Source organism: Mangrovicoccus sp. HB161399, from assembly GCF_013184745.1.
GTDB lineage: Bacteria > Pseudomonadota > Alphaproteobacteria > Rhodobacterales > Rhodobacteraceae > Mangrovicoccus.
In genome coordinates this window covers 92470-108749 of the sequence record NZ_JAATVU010000005.1, presented here as the reverse complement: position 1 = coordinate 108749, position 16280 = coordinate 92470, and the positions used below count along the sequence as shown (strand labels likewise).

Sequence of the window (16280 nt, the reverse complement as noted above, 5' to 3'; positions counted from 1 at the left end):
GAATACCGGAATGCTGACATCCATCGCAGGAAAATCCGTCATCGTGACCGGCGGCTCGAAAGGCATCGGCAAGGGGATCGCCAAGGTCTTTGCCGCCCAAGGCGCCAAGGTGATGATCGCCGCGCGCGGGGCCGAAGCCGCGGAACTGGCCGCCGCCGAAATCCGCGAGGCGGGCGGCACCGCCGAATGGCTGCCCTGCGACGTCGCCGACTGGGACAGCGTCAAGGCGATGGTCGAGCGCACCGCGGAGCTGTTCGGCGGGGTCGACATCCTCTGCGCCAATGCCGGGATCTTCCCGCAGGTGAAGATGCTCGACATGTCGCCCGAGGACTGGGACGGCGTGATGGCGACCAACCTGAAATCCACCTTCCTCTGCGTGAAGGCCTGCATCCCCGTCTTCGAGAAGGCCGGGAAGGGCCGCGTGATCGTCACCTCCTCGATCACCGGCCCGGTCACCGGCTTTCCCGGATGGGCGCATTACGGCGCCTCCAAGGCGGGACAGCTGGGCTTCCTCAAAACGGCGGCGATGGAGCTTTCCCGCTACAACACCACGATCAACGCGGTGATGCCGGGCAACATCATCACCGAAGGGCTGCAGGATCTGGGCGAGGACTACCTCAGGACCATGGCCGCCTCGATCCCGCTGAAGCGTCTGGGCGCGGTCGAGGATATCGGCAATGCGGCGCTCTTCTTCGCCTCCGACGAGGCGGCCTACATCACCGGCCAGCAGATCGTCGTCGATGGCGGACAGATCCTGCCCGAGAGCCTGGAGGCCATCGCGGAAATCTGATGGGCTGGAAAACCGACTGGCGCAGCTTCTACTACGAAACCGCCGAGGAGCCCGCGGACATCGCGCTGGCCCCGGGCAGGACCGCGCTCCTGTGCATCGACATCCAAAACACCTACCTGGAGGTGCCGGATGACGCCGGGGAGGCCGCCCGCTGGGCGCCCTTCTTCGAGCGGATGCACGGCACCGTCATCCCCAACACGCGTGCCCTGCAGGACTGGGCGCGGGGACAGGGGATCGAGGTGATCCATGCCCGCATCGCCTGCCTGAAGGAGGACGGCCGCGACCGGTCCCTCAGCCAGAAGAAGCCCGGCTTCAACTACCTGCTGCTGCCCAAGGACCGCGAAGACAGCCAGATCGTGGATGCCGTCGGACCGATGGCGGACGAGATCGTGGTGACCAAGACGACGGACTCGGCGCTGACCGGTACCAACCTGCGGATGGTGCTGTCGAACATGGGCATCGAGCGGGTGATCTGCGCAGGCATCTTCACCGATCAATGCGTGTCCTCGACGGTGCGCAGCCTCGCCGACGAGAGCTTCGAGGTGCTGGTGGTCGAGGATTGCTGCGCCGCCGCCACGATGGAGCTGCACGAGCACGAGCTGCGCGTCATCAACATGATTTACTGCCATGTCATGTCGATGGCGGAGCTGCAGGCGCTGCCCCGGGCCTAGCCGCGCCGCGCCAGCCAGCGCGCCAGCCGCCCGACGGTCAGGCCCTGCACGATGATCGAGACCACCACGATCACGTAGGTGGAGGCGAGGATCACCGGACGCCATTCGCTGTCGGGCAGCGACAGGGCAAGCGCGACCGAGAGGCCGCCCTTGATCCCGCCCCAGGTCATGATCGGCACCATGTCATGCTGCATGCGCCGGAACGGGTGCAGCAGCACAAGCGGCACCGCCACCGCGACCAGCCGCGCGCCGAGCGCCAGGGCCAGCGACAGCGCGATGGTCGTGCCCATGTCCGCATCCAGCGTGATGGCGAGGATTTCGAAGCCGATCAGGCAGAACAGCACCGCGTTCAGCGCCTCGTCGACCAGCGCCCAGAAGGCGTCGACATGGCCGCGGGTCTCCTCGCTCATGCCGTAGGCGCGGCCGACATCCCCGGTCAGCAGTCCCGCAACCACTGCCATGATCGGGGCGGAGACGCCCAGGCGCTCTGCCAGCGCATAGCCGCCGAAGGCCAGCGCCAGGGTGATCAGCACCTCCAGCTGCCAGTCGTCGATCCGCTTCATCAGCTGGAACGTGCCCCAGCCCAGAACCGCGCCGAGCGCCAGCCCGCCGGCCGCCTCGCGCAGGAACAGGACTGCCGCGCCCGAAGGGGTGACCTCGCCGCCGCCCGATCCGAAGGCCAGCGCGACGAGGATCAGGTAGGCGACATAGCCGACACCGTCGTTGAACAGGCTTTCGCCCGCGATCTGGATCTCCAGATCCTTGCGGATGCCCGCGGTGCGCAGCACGCCGAGGACGGCGACCGGATCGGTGGGCGAGATCAGCGCGCCGAAGGTCAGCGCGACCAGCAGCGGCATGCCGGTCAGCCAGCTCAGCCCCGCGCCCATCACGGCCGCGGAGAGCGCGACGCCGAGCGTGGCCATGACCAGGATCACCGGCGCCTGCCGCTTGAGCTCCGCCATCGGCACGTGCAGCGCGCCCGCGAAGAGCAGCAGCCCGAGCATGCCGTCGAGCAGCGTGTCCGAGAACTCCACCCGGCCGACCAGGGCCGAGGCGTGGTCGGCGATGCCGAGACCGGGGATCAGCCGGTCGAGACCGAGCAGCACCAGCGAGCTGGCCAGCGCGATCACCATGATGCCGATGGAATGGGGCAGGCGGAGGAAGAAGTAGTTCAGCGCGCCGAAGCCGCTGGCGACAACAAGCAGGAGCGCCGCGATGTCGAGCAGGGTCATGTCAGGTCCGGGTCTGGCCAGGGCGCCGGGCAGCAGGCGCCCGGCGCGGTCGATGTTTCCCAGCTAGTCCCTCCGGGCGGGATTTGCACGCGTCACCTTGCCCGCATCACGGCCGCGGGAGGATCGCCTCCTGCGGCACCACGGACGGAACCTCGCCCTCCCAGCGGGTGACCGACACCAGCGACAGCTGCCCGGCGCAGCCCTGGCTGAGCAGCGAGGCGCCGATATCGGAGCTCACGGCATTCGGATTGCCGTTGACGCAGGTCAGCCCCACCTCCGGCAGCTCGACCGGCGCGTACCAGCCTCCGGTGGAAAGCTGGACGATGCCTTCGCGGACCCCGTCGGCGGGCGCGGCGACGGCCAGCAGCCCGCCGCGGCCGTTCCAGATGCGGATCACGTCGCCGTCGCCGATGCCGAGCCGCTGGGCGTCATCCGGGTTCATCCGGGCCACCTCCCGCCCGCCTCGCTTCGTGGCCATCGAGGCCGCTCCGAAATCGAGCTGGCTGTGGAGCTTGCCCCTGGGCTGGTTGGCGACCAGCTGGAACGGATGCTCGGCCGCCAGATCGGCGCCCAGCCATTCCTCGGGCGGCAGCCAGGCCGGGTGGCCGGGCAGGCCCGCGGCCTCGACCGCATCGCAGAACAGCTCCATCTTTCCGCTCGGCGTATCGAGCGGGTTCGCCTCCGGATCGGCATGGAAGCGCGAGAGCCGCGTGGGCGCGTCGGAGACGGGCAGCTCGAGGATGCCGCCGTCCATGAACGCCGCGAAATCCGGCGCGGGCAGCTGCCGCTCGGCCAGTGCCGCGCGGGTCCGCTCGTACATCCATTCCTGCCATTCCCCCGCATTGCGGCCTTCGGTGAAGCCGTCGGCGCAGCCCAGCCGTTCCGAGAGCGCCGAGAAGACGTCGTAGTCGTGGCGCGGGCCGGCCAGGGAGGCCGCCAGCTGCGGCATCGGGATCAGGAACGGATCGTTGGCCGAGGCCCCGATATCGGCGCGTTCGGGCGTGACCGTGACCGGGAAGACGATATCGGCATGGCGGGCCGAGGCGGTGCCGACGCTGTCATGGACGATCACCGTGTCCGGACAGGCGAAGGCCTCGCGCATGTTGCCCAGGTGCTGGTGGTGGTGGAACGGGTTGCCGCCCGCCCAGTACACCAGCCGGATATCGGCATATTCGCGGGTCTCGCCCTTGTAGGTGTAGCACTTGCCGGGATTCTGCAGCAGCTCGGCGATGCGGGCGACCGGAATGAAGTCGCCCGAGCGGTTCTCGCCCTGCGGCAATGTCGGCAGCGGCACGGCGAGCTTGCGCTTGCCGACATTGCCGATCGACGCCAGTCCGTAGGAGAAGCCGCCACCCGGTTCCGCGCTCTGACCGAGCATCGCGGCGAGGGCCATGGCGGCCCAGACCGGCTGCTCGCCGTTCCGCGCGCGCTGCAGCGCATAGGCGACCGAGACATGGGTGCGGCTGCCCGCGGCCTGCCGGGCGAGGGCGCGGATTTCGCCGGCGGGAACTCCGGTGATGGCGGAAGCCCAGTCCGGCGTCTTCGCCGTGCCGTCGGATTCGCCCGTCAGATAGGCGAGGAAGCGGTCATAGCCGGTCGTGTAGCGGTCGAGATAGGCGCGGTCGGCAAGGCCCTCCGTGGCCAGGGTGTGCGCGAGGCCGAGCATCAATGCGACGTCGGTGCCCGGACGCGGCGCGATCCGCGTCAGGCCGGGCAGCTCGTCCATGTCGTCGGCCAGCGGGCTGACCGAGACGAACTTGCAGCCGCGCGCGGCGGCGGCCTTCAGCGAGGGGCGGGCGACATGCTGGCTGTTGCCGCCGGGGCTCACCGCGAGATTGCGGACCGGAATGCCGCCGAACGCGATCAGCAGCTCGGTGTCTTCGGCGATCTCGGTCCAGAAGGGCTGTTCCATCATCATCGAGATCGGATGGCCCCAGGTCATCGACAGGATGACCGAGCCCGCCGCCGAGGAATAGGTGTCGACCGAGGCGACATAGCCGCCGAAGGCGATGTTGAGGAAGCGGTGCACCTGGCTCTGCGCATGGTGGAACCGTCCTGCCGAGGACCAGCCGTAGGAGCCGCCGAAGACATGCCGGCCGGGCACCTCCGCGGGCAGGCCGGGACCGGCGCCCAGACGCTTCATCTCGGCCGCGGCGATGTCCAGCGCCTCGTCCCAGGGAACGGCCACGAAATCCTCGTGCCCGCGCATCTTGTCGGGGCCGGGGCCGCGCTCCAGCCAGCCGCGGCGGATCAGCGGCTGCGTCAGGCGGGCGGGATGGGTCAGCGCGGCAGGGATGTTGGCGAGGATCGGCGAGGGATCGGGATCGCCCTCGAAGGGCCGGATCTCCAGCCCGTCCGCGGTGTGCCTTGCGTGGAAGGTGCCCCAATGGCTGGAATGGGGGCGGAAGGGGTGCTCGTTCATCTCTGGTGTCCTGTCTGCGCCCCTCCGGCTTTCCACCGGCAGGGGCACAGGTCAAGCCTTCCCGCGGATCAGAGGATCAGGACCAGCCCCAGCCCGGTGGCGGAGATGAAGATCCATGCGGCCGCGCCGAGCGCCAGCGGGCGCAGGCCCTCGCGGCGGAGCTTGCGGATGTCGGTCTCCAGTCCCATCGCAGCCAGCGCCATGGCCAGGAGGAAGGTGGTCGCGGCGACGGCCGGGCCGCGGACATGTTCGGGCAGGGGCAGCGCGGAGTTCAGCAGGACCACGGCGAGGAAGCCGAAGACGAACCACGGCACCGGCACGGTGGCCGCGCCGTCGCCGCCGGAGCGGCGCCGGGCGAGCATTCCCAGCGACAGGATCACGGGAGCGAGCAGGATCACGCGGGACAGCTTGGCGACCGTGCCGGCCTGGCCCGCCGCCTCGCCTCCCGAGAAGGAGGCGCCGACGACCTGCGCGACTTCGTGGATCGAGGCGCCCGCCCAGAGGCCGAAGTCCTGCGGGGCGAGGCCGAGCGGCCCGGCCAGCAGCGGGAACAGGATCATCGAGAGCGAGCCGAAGACGGTCACGCAGGCGATGGCATAGGCCACGTCCTCGTCGCGGCCGCGGGTCACGGTGTTGCAGGCGATCACCGCCGAGGCGCCGCAGATCGAGGTGCCGGCCGCGATCAGCTCCGCCAGCCGCTCCTCGACGCCCAGCACCCGGCCCATCGCCTTGGTGAAGGCCAGCGTCGCGCCCAGCGTCAGCACGACGACGGCGACACCGCGGATGCCGATTTCGCCGATCTCCGCCAGGGTCAGCTGGAAGCCGAGCAAAACGATGGCGAAGCGCAGGATCTTCTTCAGCGAGAACGCGATGCCGGGGGCCAGCCCGGCATGGACGCCGGTGATGTTCCTCAGCCCCATGCCGATCACCATGGCGACCATCAGCGGACTGAGCGCCGCGATGCCGCTGACCCTTTGCAGGGCGATGGCGGCAAGGGCGATGGCGGCGGCAAGGCCGAGGCCGGGAAGCAGGGCAAGGGATCGGGGGGCCGCGTTCTGCGGCAGGGAGACATCGGACATGGGCACCTCTCACGCTATGGGGCCCATATTGCCTTGCAGCAACTGATCCGTATAACGGATTGTATTTGTCGGAACGATCGGACGAGCTTATGAATTGGCCATGACTCTCGACCAGCTCCGCATCTTCCTGGCCGTCGCCCGCGAGGGGCATGTCACCCGCGCCGCCGGGCAGCTGAACCTGACGCAATCCGCCGTGTCCTCGGCCATCGCGGCGCTGGAGGCGCAGCACGGCGTGAAGCTGTTCGACCGGATCGGCCGCGGCATCCGCATCACCGAGGCCGGGACGCGCTTCACCGCGGCGGCGCAGGCGGTGCTGGCGCAGGCTGAATCGGCGGAGCTGATGCTGAACGACCTGTCGCGCAAGACGCTGGGGCGGCTGCGCATCCATGCCAGTCAGACCGTCGCCAGCTACTGGCTGCCGCCCTACCTCATGGCCTATCACGACGCGCATCCGCTGGTGGAGCTGAGCCTGGAGACCGGCAACACTGCGCAGGTCGCCGCCGCCGTGATGGCAGGCCATGCCGATTTGGGACTTGTCGAGGGGGACGTGCCGCAGGACGGACTGACGCGGCAGGTGGTGGCGCGCGACGAGCTGGTGCTGGTCTTCTCCGCCGGGCATCCGCTGGCCGGGCGGGAGATCCGCGGCAGCGACTACCTGGCCTTTCCCTGGGTGCTGCGCGAGACCGGCTCGGGCACGCGGTCGGAATTCGAGCATCACCTCGGCGAGCTCGGCTTCTCCGTGGCCGACCTGCCGGTGGCGCTGGAGCTGCCCTCGAACGAAGCGATCCTGTCGGCGGTGGCCGCCGGCGACTGCCTTGCCATGCTGTCGCGCCGGGCGGTGGAGTTTGCCGATGCGCGCGGCACGGTCTCGGTCCGGCAGGTTGGCTGGGCGCCGCGGCCCGAGCGCGCCTTCGCGCTGCTGACCCATCCCGGGCGCTACCGCACCCGCGCCGCCGCGGCCCTGATCGCGCGGCTCTCGGGCAATGGCAATGGCGGCGCAGGATGATTCTGCCTTAGGCCGGATTTTCCGTATCTACGCAAACAAAAAAGGGAATTTTGCGCAACTTTCTGCCGTGAATGTGAGGAGAAGCCCTCAAATCAACCTTGTTCGCCGCTTTCCCCATGGTGTAGACGGGACCGCACTTTCCGCATGCACTGGCAATTTAAAGGGGTCCGGGACCGCCTCCGCGACAGCAGGGGATGCCCGGAATGAGGATGATCGCGATGCAGGAACTGACCGTCGACCGCGCGGAGCTTGCCCGGCACTATGACCTGGCGCCTTCGATGGAGAGGGCCGAGGCCATGAGCGGCCTCTATGCCCGGATGGGCCGCGTCGTGACGCCCTTCGACTGGGCGGTGCACGCCCCCTATGTCGAGGCGATCAACCGGCTGAAGCGCGAGCGCAACGCGGTGATCCTGGCGCACAACTACATGACGCCGCAGATCTACCACGGCATCGCCGACGTGGTGGGCGACAGCCTGCAGCTCGCCGTGGAGGCGACGCGGGTCGACGCAGACGTGATCGTGCAATGCGGCGTGCATTTCATGGCCGAGACCTCGAAGATCCTGAACCCGTCGAAAACGGTGCTGATCCCCGACATGGAAGCCGGCTGCTCGCTGGCCGAAAGCATCACGCCCGAGGGCATCGCCGAGATGCGCCGCCGCTATCCCGGCGCGCCCGTCGTGACCTACGTGAACACCACCGCCGAAGTGAAGGCTGCCTCCGACATCTGCTGCACTTCCTCGAACGCCGCTCAGATCGTCGCCGGGCTCGATGCCGACACGGTGATCATGACCCCCGACCAGTACCTGGCGCAGAACGTCGCCCGTCAGGTGCCGCACAAGCGCATCGTGTGGTGGGAAGGCTCCTGCATCGTGCACGAACAGTACACCGCCCAGGATCTGCGCGACTTCCGCGAGTGGAACCCGGGCACGCAGATCATCGCCCATCCCGAATGCCCGCCGGATGTCGTCGCCGAAGCCGATTATTCCGGCTCGACCTCGGGCATCATCGATTTCGTCGCGCGCGAACGGCCTGCCAAGGCGATGCTGGTGACCGAATGCTCGATGGCCTCGAACATCTCCGACGCGCATCCCGAGGTCGATTTCGTCGGCCCCTGCAACATGTGCCCCTACATGAAGATGATCACGCTGGAGAAGGTGCTGTGGTCGCTGCACACCATGCAGGGCGCGGTCGAGGTCGACCCGGAGGTGGCCGCCAAGGCGCGGATCGCGGTCGAGCGGATGATCGATCTCAGCCGCAAGATGGCCGCCTGAGCCGCGGATGGAGACGCTTGCCACCGAGCGGGTGATCATCGTCGGCGCGGGTCTGGGCGCGCTCTATGCCGCGCTCGCGCTGGCACCGCATCCGGTGCTGATGATCTCGCCCGATCCGCTGGGCGAAGGGGCAAGCTCGGCCTGGGCGCAGGGCGGCGTGGCGGCGGCGATGGCCGCGCCCGACAGCCCCGAGGCGCATGCCATCGACACGATCCGCGCGGGCGCAGGCACCGTCGATCCGGAGGTCGCCGCAGCGGTGACCGCGGCGGCGCGGCGGCACATTCTCGATCTCACCGATCTGGGCACGCCCTTCGACCGCACGGCGGAGGGCGGCTATGTCCTGTCGCGCGAGGCGGCGCATTCCATGGCGCGGGTGGTGCGGGTGAAGGGCGACCAGGCCGGGGCCGAGATCATGCGCGCGCTGGCGCTGCAGGTCCGCGCCGCGCCCTCGATCCAGGTGATGGAAGGCGTCATGGCCAGCGGGCTGCTGGTCCGGGACGGCCGCGTGGCCGGGGTCGAGCTGATGCTGGCGGCTGGCGGCGCGTCGGAGCCGGTGCGTCTCGAAGGGCCCGCTGTCCTGCTCGCCGGCGGCGGCTCGGGCGGGCTCTATGCGGTCACGACCAACCCGCCGCGGATCTGCGGCCAGGCGATCGGGCTGGCGGCCCGCGCGGGCGCCGTGATCGCGGATGCCGAATTCGTCCAGTTCCACCCGACGGCGATCGACGTGGGGCACGACCCCGCGCCGCTTGCCACCGAGGCGCTGCGCGGCGAGGGGGCCGTGCTGCTGAACCATGCCGGCATCCGCTTCATGGCGGGCGCCCATCCGGATGCGGAGCTGGCCCCCCGCGACGTGGTGGCCCGCGCGGTCTTCGCCGAAGGGCAGGCAGGGCGCCGCCCGGTTCTGGACACCCGTGCGGTGCTGGGCGGGGCGATCCTCTCCAGTTTCCCGGCGGTGGCGCAGGCCTGCCTTTCCGCCGGCATCGACCCGGTCACGCAGCCGATTCCGGTGGCGGCGGCGGCGCACTACCATATCGGCGGGGCGGAGACCGACCGGCATGGCCGCTCCTCCCTGCCGGGGCTCTGGGTCTGCGGCGAAGCGTCGTCGACCGGCCTGCACGGTGCCAACCGGCTGGCCTCCAACGGCCTGCTGGAGGCGCTGGTCTACGGCTGCAGCTGTGCCGCCGACATCGCCTCCTGCCTGCCGTCCGCTGCGCAGGCGCCCGAGGTCTCCCTGCCGCCCCTTGGCGCTGCGCCGCCGCCGGGCCCGCAGCTCGTCCGGCGGCTGCGGCTGGCGATGACCGCGGGCGCGGGCGTGATCCGCGATGCGCAGGGCCTGCGCCGCGCGCTCCGCGAGATCGCCGCCGTCGAGGCCGCCCAGCCGGGCTGCCGCCCGCTCCTCAACATGACCGCCACCGCGACGCTGATCGTGGCCGCCGCGCTCCTGCGCGAGGAAAGCCGGGGCGCGCATTTCCGCTCGGACTTTCCGCGGCCCGCCGCTGAGATCGGCACGCGCAGCCGCATGACGCTCGCCGAAGCGCTGGCGGTCCGGGACGAAGCGGTTCAGGCCAGCTCGATCGCTGCGATCACGCAGAGATAGGCCGAGACCACGCCCAGCAGCGACCGGATCACCGCGGAATAGACCTTCTGCGGCAGCCGCCCGACGATCCAGCGCCCGGCGAAGGCGCCCGCGATGGCCACGCCGATCAGCGGCACGAGCATGCGCAGCGACAGCCCGCCGGTCAGGCCGATCTCGTGATAGGCCGGCAGCTTGCAGAGGTTCACGACGGCGAAGACGATCGTTGCCGTGCCGGCGAAGGCCAGGTTGGGCAGCTTCTGCGGCAGGACATAGGCGGTGAAGGGCGGCGCGCCGTTATGCGAGATGAAGCTGGTGACGCCGGTGAGCAGGCCCCAGAACAGGCCGCGCCCCAGCCGCGCGCGGTGCGGCACGTCGGGCGGGGGCATCAGCACCGATTGCGCGACATAGGCCAGCCCGATCGTCCCGGTCAGAAGCGTGACCGCGGCCACGGGCACATGCGGCGCCACCAGCGCGGCCAGCGCGACCCCGGCCATCGAGGCCGGGACGAGGATGCGCAGGTTCGCCCAGGAGGGCTGCTTGCGATAGATCGCGACGGCGATGATGTCGGAGGCGATGTAGACCGGCAGCAGCGAGGCCGCCGCGGTCAGCGGATCCATCCAGATGGTCAGCATCGGCACAGCCAGCGCGCCGGCGGCCGCCAGCCCGCCCTTCGACAGGCCGACCACGAAGGCGGCGATCACCAGCAGGATCATTTCGAGCGTCATGGGAGGGTCCTCGGGCTGCGCGTCCGCAACCTGTTAACGCTGCCATGGGGTGCCTGCAACGTCCGTTGCCGTCGCAGCCGGTCAGGCATGCAGGTAGCGCTCGGCGATGCCGGGTGCCGCGGCAAGCTCGGCGGTGCTGCCGGTCCAGACCGTGCGGCCCTTCTCGATCACGACATGCCGGTCGGCGAAGCGCGACAGCGCGGCAAGGTTCTTGTCGATCGCGAGGATCGCCTCGCCCTCGGCTTTCAGCCGGATCAGGCAGGACCAGATCTCCTCGCGGATCAGCGGCGCCAGACCCTCGGTCGCCTCGTCGAGCACCAGGAGCCGCGGATTGGTCATCAGCGCGCGGCCCACGGCGAGCATCTGCTGTTCGCCGCCCGACAGCTGGTCGCCCATGTTCCGGCGCCGCTCGGCGAGGCGGGGGAACAGCTCCCAGATGCGGGCCAGCGTCCAGCGCGGCGGCCCGTCGCTGCGGGCGGTGGCGACCAGGTTCTCCTCGACCGTCAGCGTGGGGAAGATCTGGCGGCCCTCGGGCACCAGCCCCAGCCCGGCCTGCGCGATCCGGTGCGGCGCCGCGCCGGTCAGGTCGCGGCCCGATACAGTGACCCGCCCGCCGCGCGCCGGGATCAGGCCGAAGACCGTGCGTATGGTCGTGGTCTTGCCCATGCCGTTGCGGCCCAGCAGCGTGACCGCCTCGCCCTCGGCTACCGCGAGATCGATGCCGAACAGCACCTGCGCCGAGCCGTAGCCGGCCTCCAGCCCCTCGACCCTCAGCATGCCTCTTCCCCCAGATAGGCGGCCCGGACTGCCGGGTCCTGCCGGATCGCCCCCGGCGTGCCGCTGGCGATGATCTGCCCGTAGACCAGCACCGAAACACGGTCGGCGAGGGCGAAGACCGCCTCCATGTCATGCTCGATCAGCACCATCGTCACCTCGCCCCTCAGCGCTGCGAGCAGGCCGACCAGAACCTCTGCCTCCTGCGGGCCGGTCCCGGCCAGCGGCTCGTCGAGAAGCAGCAGCCGCGGGCGGCAGGCCAGCGCCACGGCGAGCTCCAGCTGCCGCTTCTCGCCATGGCTCATTGCGCCAGCCGGCCGCCCGGCGCGGTCGGCGAGGCCCACCTGCGCCAGGCAGTCCATCGCCTGATCGTTCAGCGCCGCCTCCCGCGCCACTGGCCGCCAGAAGCGGAAGGAGCTGCCCGAGCGGCCCTGCACGGCAAGCGCGACATTCTCCAGCGCGGTCATGGCGGGCATCAGCGTGGTGATCTGGAAGCTCCGCGCCAGCCCGGCCCGGACGCGGGATGCCATGTCGAGCCGGGTGATGTCTGCACCGCCGAAGCGCACGGTGCCGCTGTCGGGCGCGAGCTGTCCGGATAGCTGGGCGATCAGCGTGGTTTTGCCCGCGCCGTTCGGGCCGATGATCGCATGCAGTTCGCCCTCTGCCACCGACAGCGACAGGCCGTCGGTGACAGCGAGCGCGCCGTAGGATTTGCGCAGGTTTTCAACCTGAAGAAGCGTCATGCCCGGTCCCCCGGAAGCAGGCGGCGCACCAGCCCGGCCAGCCCGGCCGGCGACCACAGCACCACCGCCAGAAGGATCAGGCCGAAGCCCAGCCGCCAGTGCTCCGACCAGCCGGCCAGCAGTTCCTCCAGCCCGACGGTGACAAGCGCCCCGGCCATGGCGCCCGCCAGCGTGCCGATCCCGCCGAGCAGGAGCATGACGATCAGCTCGCCCGAGCGCGTCCAGGCCATGTAGGCGGGCGATACGTATTCGGTCTGGTTCGCCAGCAGAACGCCCGCAACCGCGCAGATCATCCCCGAGATCACGTAGGCGGCCAGCCGGTAGCGGAAGGGCCGGTAGCCGATCGCGCGCATCCTCAGCTCGCTTTCCCGCGTGCCGATCAGCACCCGGCCGAAGCGGGCATGGACGAGCCGGTGCAGCCCGCCATAGGCGAGCGCGAGGCAGGCGAGCACCACGTAGAAGAAGGCAGTGTCGTTCTCCAGCCAGTCCCGGCCCAGCAGGGTGGAGCGCGCGGCCAGCGATGTGCCGTCATCGCCGCCATAGGCCGACAGCGAGACGAAGAAGAAATAGGCCATCTGCCCGAAGGCGAGCGTGATCATGATGAAATAGATGCCGCGGGTCCTCAGCGAGATCGCCCCGGAGACCGCGGCGAAGACGGCGGCGGCCCCGGCCCCGGCGGCCATCTGGACGACGAGGTCGGTGATCCCGTGGCGCGCGCAGACTGCGACGGCATAGGCGCCGAGGCCCAGATAGGCGGCATGGCCGAAGCTGACCAGGGCGCCGTAGCCCAGGATCAGGTCCAAGGACAGCGCGGCGATGGCGAAGACCGCCATGCGGGTGGCGATCACGGTCAGGAACGGGTCGCCGATTGCGGCGGCCAGGGGCGGGACCAGCGCCATCAGGACGAGGAGCGCGATGGCGGCTTTCGGCGCGGCGCTCATGACGGCCGCCCGAAGAGCCCGTTGGGCCGCCAGCTCAGCACCGCGGCCATCAGGAGGTAGATCAGCATCGGCGCCAGCACCCGCCCGGCCTGCGCGGCGGCGGCGGGATCCATGACGAGCTTCAGCCAGATCGGCCCGAAGATGCGCCCCACCGTGTCGACGATGCCGACGAGCAGCGCGCCCGCGAAGGCGCCCTTCACCGAGCCGACCCCGCCGATGACGATCACGACGAAGGTCAGGATCAGGATCTGGTCGCCCATGCCGGGATCGACCGAGAGGACCGGCGAGACCAGCGCGCCTGCGAAACCGGCCAGCATCGCGCCGAGGGCGAAGACCAGCATGAAGAGCCGCGAGATGTCCACGCCGAGCGCGGCCACCATCGGCCGGTTCGACGCGCCGGCGCGCAAGAGCATCCCCGCGCGGGTGCGGGTGATCAGCCACCAGAGGCCGAGCGCGGTGGCCAGTCCTGCGGCGATGATCGCGATCCGGTAGACAGGATAGCGCAGCGGACCGGCCAGGGGGACGGAGCCGGAAAGCAGCTCAGGCATGGCGACGTTGAGCGGGGCGGAGCCCCAGAGGATCTTCACCCCCTCGGACAGGATGAGAAGCAGCGCGAAAGTCGCCAGCACCTGGTCGAGATGCGGCCGGTCATAGAGCCTTCGGAAGACAGCCCATTCCAGTACCAGCCCCACAGCCAGCGTCGCGCCGAGGGCCAGTAGAAGGCCGAGCCAGAAGCTGCCCGTGGCCAGCGCGAACATCGCCATCAGGTACGCGCCCAGCATGTAGAGCACGCCATGGGCGAGGTTGATGAAATCCATGATCCCGAAGACCAGCGTCAGCCCGGCGGCGACGAGGAACAGCAGGATGCCGAATTGCGCCCCGTTGAGGAGCTGGAGCAGGAAGAGATTGGCCATGCGCATGGGGCGGGCCGGGGCCCGCCTTCAGGGATCAGTCGGCGGTGCAGGCGCCGGCATAGGCGTCGACGTAATCGGCCACGACCAGCTCCTTGGCCGACGTTGCATAGGCGCCGTCCTCGCGCTGCACGACCTCGGTCAGGTAGAAGTCCTGCACCGGAAACTGGTTGGCGCCGAAGGAGAACTTGCCGCGGACGGTCGGAAAATCGACGGTTTTCAGCGCCTCGCGCAGCGCGTCGCGGTCCTCGGTGCCTGCCGCTGCGACGGCGGCGTCGATCAGCATCACCGTGTCATAGGCATAGGCGGCGTAGCTGGCGGGAACCCGTCCGTATTCGGCGATGAACTCCGCGACGAACTCGGCATTGCCAGGCACGTCCAGATCCGGCGCCCAGGAGCCCGAGGAATACATTCCCAGCGCGGCGTCCTGCATGGCCGGCAGCGTGGTCTCGTCGGTGGTGAAGCTCGACATCATCGGAATGCCCGACAGGCCGGCCTGCGCATATTGCTTGACGAAGTTCACGCCCATGCCGCCGGGCAGGAAGGCATAGACCGCATCCGGCTGGAAGGCCGCGATCTGCGCCAGCTCCGCGGAATAGTCGAGCTGGCCCAATTGGGTCAGCAGCTCGCTGGTGACGGTGCCCTCGTAGGTGCGCTTGAAGCCGCCCAGATGGTCCATGCCGGCCTGGTAGTTCGGCGCGATCAGCACGACGTTGCCGTAGCCCGCGCCGTTGGCGTATTCGCCCATCACCTGGTCGGGCTGGTCGTTCTGGTAGGAGACGACGAAGATATCGGTGTTGCAGCCCTCGCCGGCCAGCACGGAGGGACCGGAATTCGGCGAAAGCAGGAAGGCGCCCGCCTCGGTCACCGGCCCGGCGATCGCAGCCATGACGTTGGAGAAGATCGGCCCGATCACGAATTCCGCGCCGTCGCTTTCGACGAGGCGGCGGGCCTTCTGTGCGGCGATGTCGGGCTTGCCTTCGGCATCCGTCACCAGGAATTCGGCCTCCATGCCGCCGAGCGTGCCGCCGAGCTTCTTCAGCGCCAGCAGCGCGCCGTCGCGGGCATGTTCGCCCAGAACGGCGGGCGGGCCGGAAAGGGTCAAGAGGACGCCGACCTTCAGCGGTTCGGCAGCGGCGAGGCCGGGCAGGGCCACGGCGGCAAGGGCGAGGGCGGAAAGAGTGGAACGCAGCATGCGGAAATCCCTGTCGGTCATGTGTCGCGGGCTCTGGCGGCCCTTCACGCAGAAGTGTTGCCCGGCACGCGGCGAATGGCGACGTGCCAACCGGCCGCAGGGCGCGGGGTCAGGGCCGCCTGCGATCGCTTCCCCGGCGGAGCGTTCGGCTGTAAGGCTGGGGCATGAAACTCGCCCTCCTGCAGATGCAAGCCGACCTGACCACCGCAGAGGAGCGCCTCGACGCGCTCGAGGCCGCCATGGCCTCTGCCGCTGCTGCCGGTGCAGGGCTGCTGGTTGCGCCCGAATTGCTGCTGCCGGGCTACAACTGTCCCGCCCGCCATGCCGCCGAGGCCGAGCCGCGCGGCGGTCCGTGGGAGATGGCCGCGGCCGATCTTGCCCGGACGCACGGGGTCGCGCTGGTCTTCGGCTGGGCCGAGCGGGACGGCGAGGATGTCTGGAACGCGGCCACGGCGATCGGGCCGGACGGGACCGTCCTGGCGCATTACCGCAAGATCCAGCTGTTCGGCGAGATGGAGCGGGCGAGCTTCCGTGCCGGAGACGCCCCGCCGCCGCTGTTCGAACTGGGCGGACGGCGCTTCGGCCTCTTGATCTGCTATGACATCGAGTTCCCGGAACATGCCCGCGGCCTTGCCCGGCGAGGCGCGCAGGCGATCCTGGTGCCGACCGCGAACCCGGCGGGCTACGAGCATGTCCAGCGCCTGCTCGTCCCGGCACGGGCCTGCGAGAACGGGGCCTTTGTCGCCTATGCGAATTACTGCGGGGACGATGGCGGGCTGGCCTTCGGCGGCGGCTCGGTGATCGCGGGACCGGACGGGGCAGTGGTGGCCGCGGCCGGGACGCCGCCCGCGCTGATCATCGCGGAGCTGCCCGAGCTCGGCTCCTACCCGGCGGAGGCGATCTCCGCCCAGCTTGCCGATCTGCGGCTGCCGGACGGAGCGTAG

General features: G+C 69.9%; 15 protein-coding genes. 6 read left to right on the top strand and 9 right to left on the bottom strand.

Annotation, left to right across the window (positions count from 1 at the left end; translation table 11 throughout):
* The first annotated feature begins 10 nt into the window (after positions 1 to 10).
* Together fabG and HCC78_RS04380 are read left to right on the top strand one after the other, a co-directional pair.
* Positions 11 to 790, top strand: a complete 780-nt coding sequence (fabG, locus tag HCC78_RS04385) for a 3-oxoacyl-ACP reductase FabG (RefSeq protein WP_172327520.1) — start codon at positions 11 to 13, stop codon at positions 788 to 790.
* Positions 790 to 1461 carry a cysteine hydrolase family protein gene (locus tag HCC78_RS04380; protein WP_172327519.1) on the top strand — a complete coding sequence of 224 codons (672 nt, stop codon included), beginning with the start codon at positions 790 to 792 and terminating at the stop codon, positions 1459 to 1461. The genes fabG and HCC78_RS04380 overlap by 1 nt, the downstream gene beginning before the upstream one ends.
* Here HCC78_RS04380 and HCC78_RS04375 read toward each other — a convergent pair.
* The 3 genes from HCC78_RS04375 to HCC78_RS04365 form a co-directional block, all read right to left on the bottom strand.
* A complete protein-coding gene (locus HCC78_RS04375; protein ID WP_172327518.1) occupies positions 1458 to 2693 on the bottom strand; it encodes a sodium:proton antiporter in 1236 nt (411 codons plus the stop codon). The two genes, HCC78_RS04380 and HCC78_RS04375, sit on opposite strands and share 4 nt — an antisense overlap.
* Before the next feature lie 106 nt (positions 2694 to 2799).
* Complete coding sequence (locus HCC78_RS04370; RefSeq protein ID WP_172327517.1) at positions 2800 to 5115, bottom strand: molybdopterin-dependent oxidoreductase; 2316 nt, start codon at positions 5113 to 5115, stop codon at positions 2800 to 2802.
* A gap of 68 nt (positions 5116 to 5183) precedes the next feature.
* Positions 5184 to 6194 carry a YeiH family protein gene (locus HCC78_RS04365; protein WP_172327516.1) on the bottom strand — a complete coding sequence of 337 codons (1011 nt, stop codon included), beginning with the start codon at positions 6192 to 6194 and terminating at the stop codon, positions 5184 to 5186.
* 100 nt (positions 6195 to 6294) lie between these two features.
* Between HCC78_RS04365 and HCC78_RS04360 the strand changes: the two genes are divergently transcribed.
* The 3 genes from HCC78_RS04360 to HCC78_RS04350 all read left to right on the top strand — a co-directional run bounded on the left by HCC78_RS04360 (position 6295) and on the right by HCC78_RS04350 (position 10068).
* Positions 6295 to 7200 carry a LysR family transcriptional regulator gene (locus tag HCC78_RS04360; protein WP_172327515.1) on the top strand — a complete coding sequence of 302 codons (906 nt, stop codon included), beginning with the start codon at positions 6295 to 6297 and terminating at the stop codon, positions 7198 to 7200.
* Positions 7201 to 7418: 218 nt separating this feature from the next.
* A complete protein-coding gene (gene nadA / locus HCC78_RS04355) occupies positions 7419 to 8471 on the top strand; it encodes a quinolinate synthase NadA (RefSeq protein ID WP_172327542.1) in 1053 nt (350 codons plus the stop codon).
* Between the two features lie 7 nt (positions 8472 to 8478).
* Positions 8479 to 10068, top strand: a complete 1590-nt coding sequence (locus HCC78_RS04350) for an L-aspartate oxidase (protein WP_172327514.1) — start codon at positions 8479 to 8481, stop codon at positions 10066 to 10068.
* Here the strand turns inward: HCC78_RS04350 and HCC78_RS04345 are convergent.
* From HCC78_RS04345 to HCC78_RS04320, 6 genes are all read right to left on the bottom strand, one after another.
* A complete protein-coding gene (locus tag HCC78_RS04345) occupies positions 10032 to 10772 on the bottom strand; it encodes a sulfite exporter TauE/SafE family protein (protein WP_172327513.1) in 741 nt (246 codons plus the stop codon). The genes HCC78_RS04350 and HCC78_RS04345 overlap by 37 nt on opposite strands.
* Positions 10773 to 10853: 81 nt before the next feature.
* Entirely contained in the window at positions 10854 to 11549 is a 696-nt protein-coding gene (locus HCC78_RS04340) for an ABC transporter ATP-binding protein (protein WP_172327512.1), read from the bottom strand.
* On the bottom strand, positions 11543 to 12289 hold the full coding sequence (locus HCC78_RS04335; RefSeq protein ID WP_172327511.1) for an ABC transporter ATP-binding protein: 747 nt from the start codon (positions 12287 to 12289) through the stop codon (positions 11543 to 11545). The genes HCC78_RS04340 and HCC78_RS04335 overlap by 7 nt, the downstream gene beginning before the upstream one ends.
* The gene (locus HCC78_RS04330; protein WP_172327510.1) at positions 12286 to 13230 is read right to left on the bottom strand and encodes a branched-chain amino acid ABC transporter permease; all 945 of its coding nucleotides are present in this window, start codon (positions 13228 to 13230) and stop codon (positions 12286 to 12288) included. Before HCC78_RS04330 ends, HCC78_RS04335 begins: the two co-directional genes overlap by 4 nt.
* Positions 13227 to 14144 carry a branched-chain amino acid ABC transporter permease gene (locus HCC78_RS04325; protein WP_172327509.1) on the bottom strand — a complete coding sequence of 306 codons (918 nt, stop codon included), beginning with the start codon at positions 14142 to 14144 and terminating at the stop codon, positions 13227 to 13229. The genes HCC78_RS04330 and HCC78_RS04325 overlap by 4 nt, the downstream gene beginning before the upstream one ends.
* A 34-nt stretch (positions 14145 to 14178) precedes the next feature.
* The gene (locus tag HCC78_RS04320; protein WP_172327508.1) at positions 14179 to 15336 is read right to left on the bottom strand and encodes an ABC transporter substrate-binding protein; all 1158 of its coding nucleotides are present in this window, start codon (positions 15334 to 15336) and stop codon (positions 14179 to 14181) included.
* Positions 15337 to 15500: 164 nt separating this feature from the next.
* On the opposite strand from HCC78_RS04320, the gene HCC78_RS04315 reads away from it, so the two are divergent.
* On the top strand, positions 15501 to 16280 hold the full coding sequence (locus HCC78_RS04315; RefSeq protein WP_172327507.1) for a carbon-nitrogen hydrolase family protein: 780 nt from the start codon (positions 15501 to 15503) through the stop codon (positions 16278 to 16280).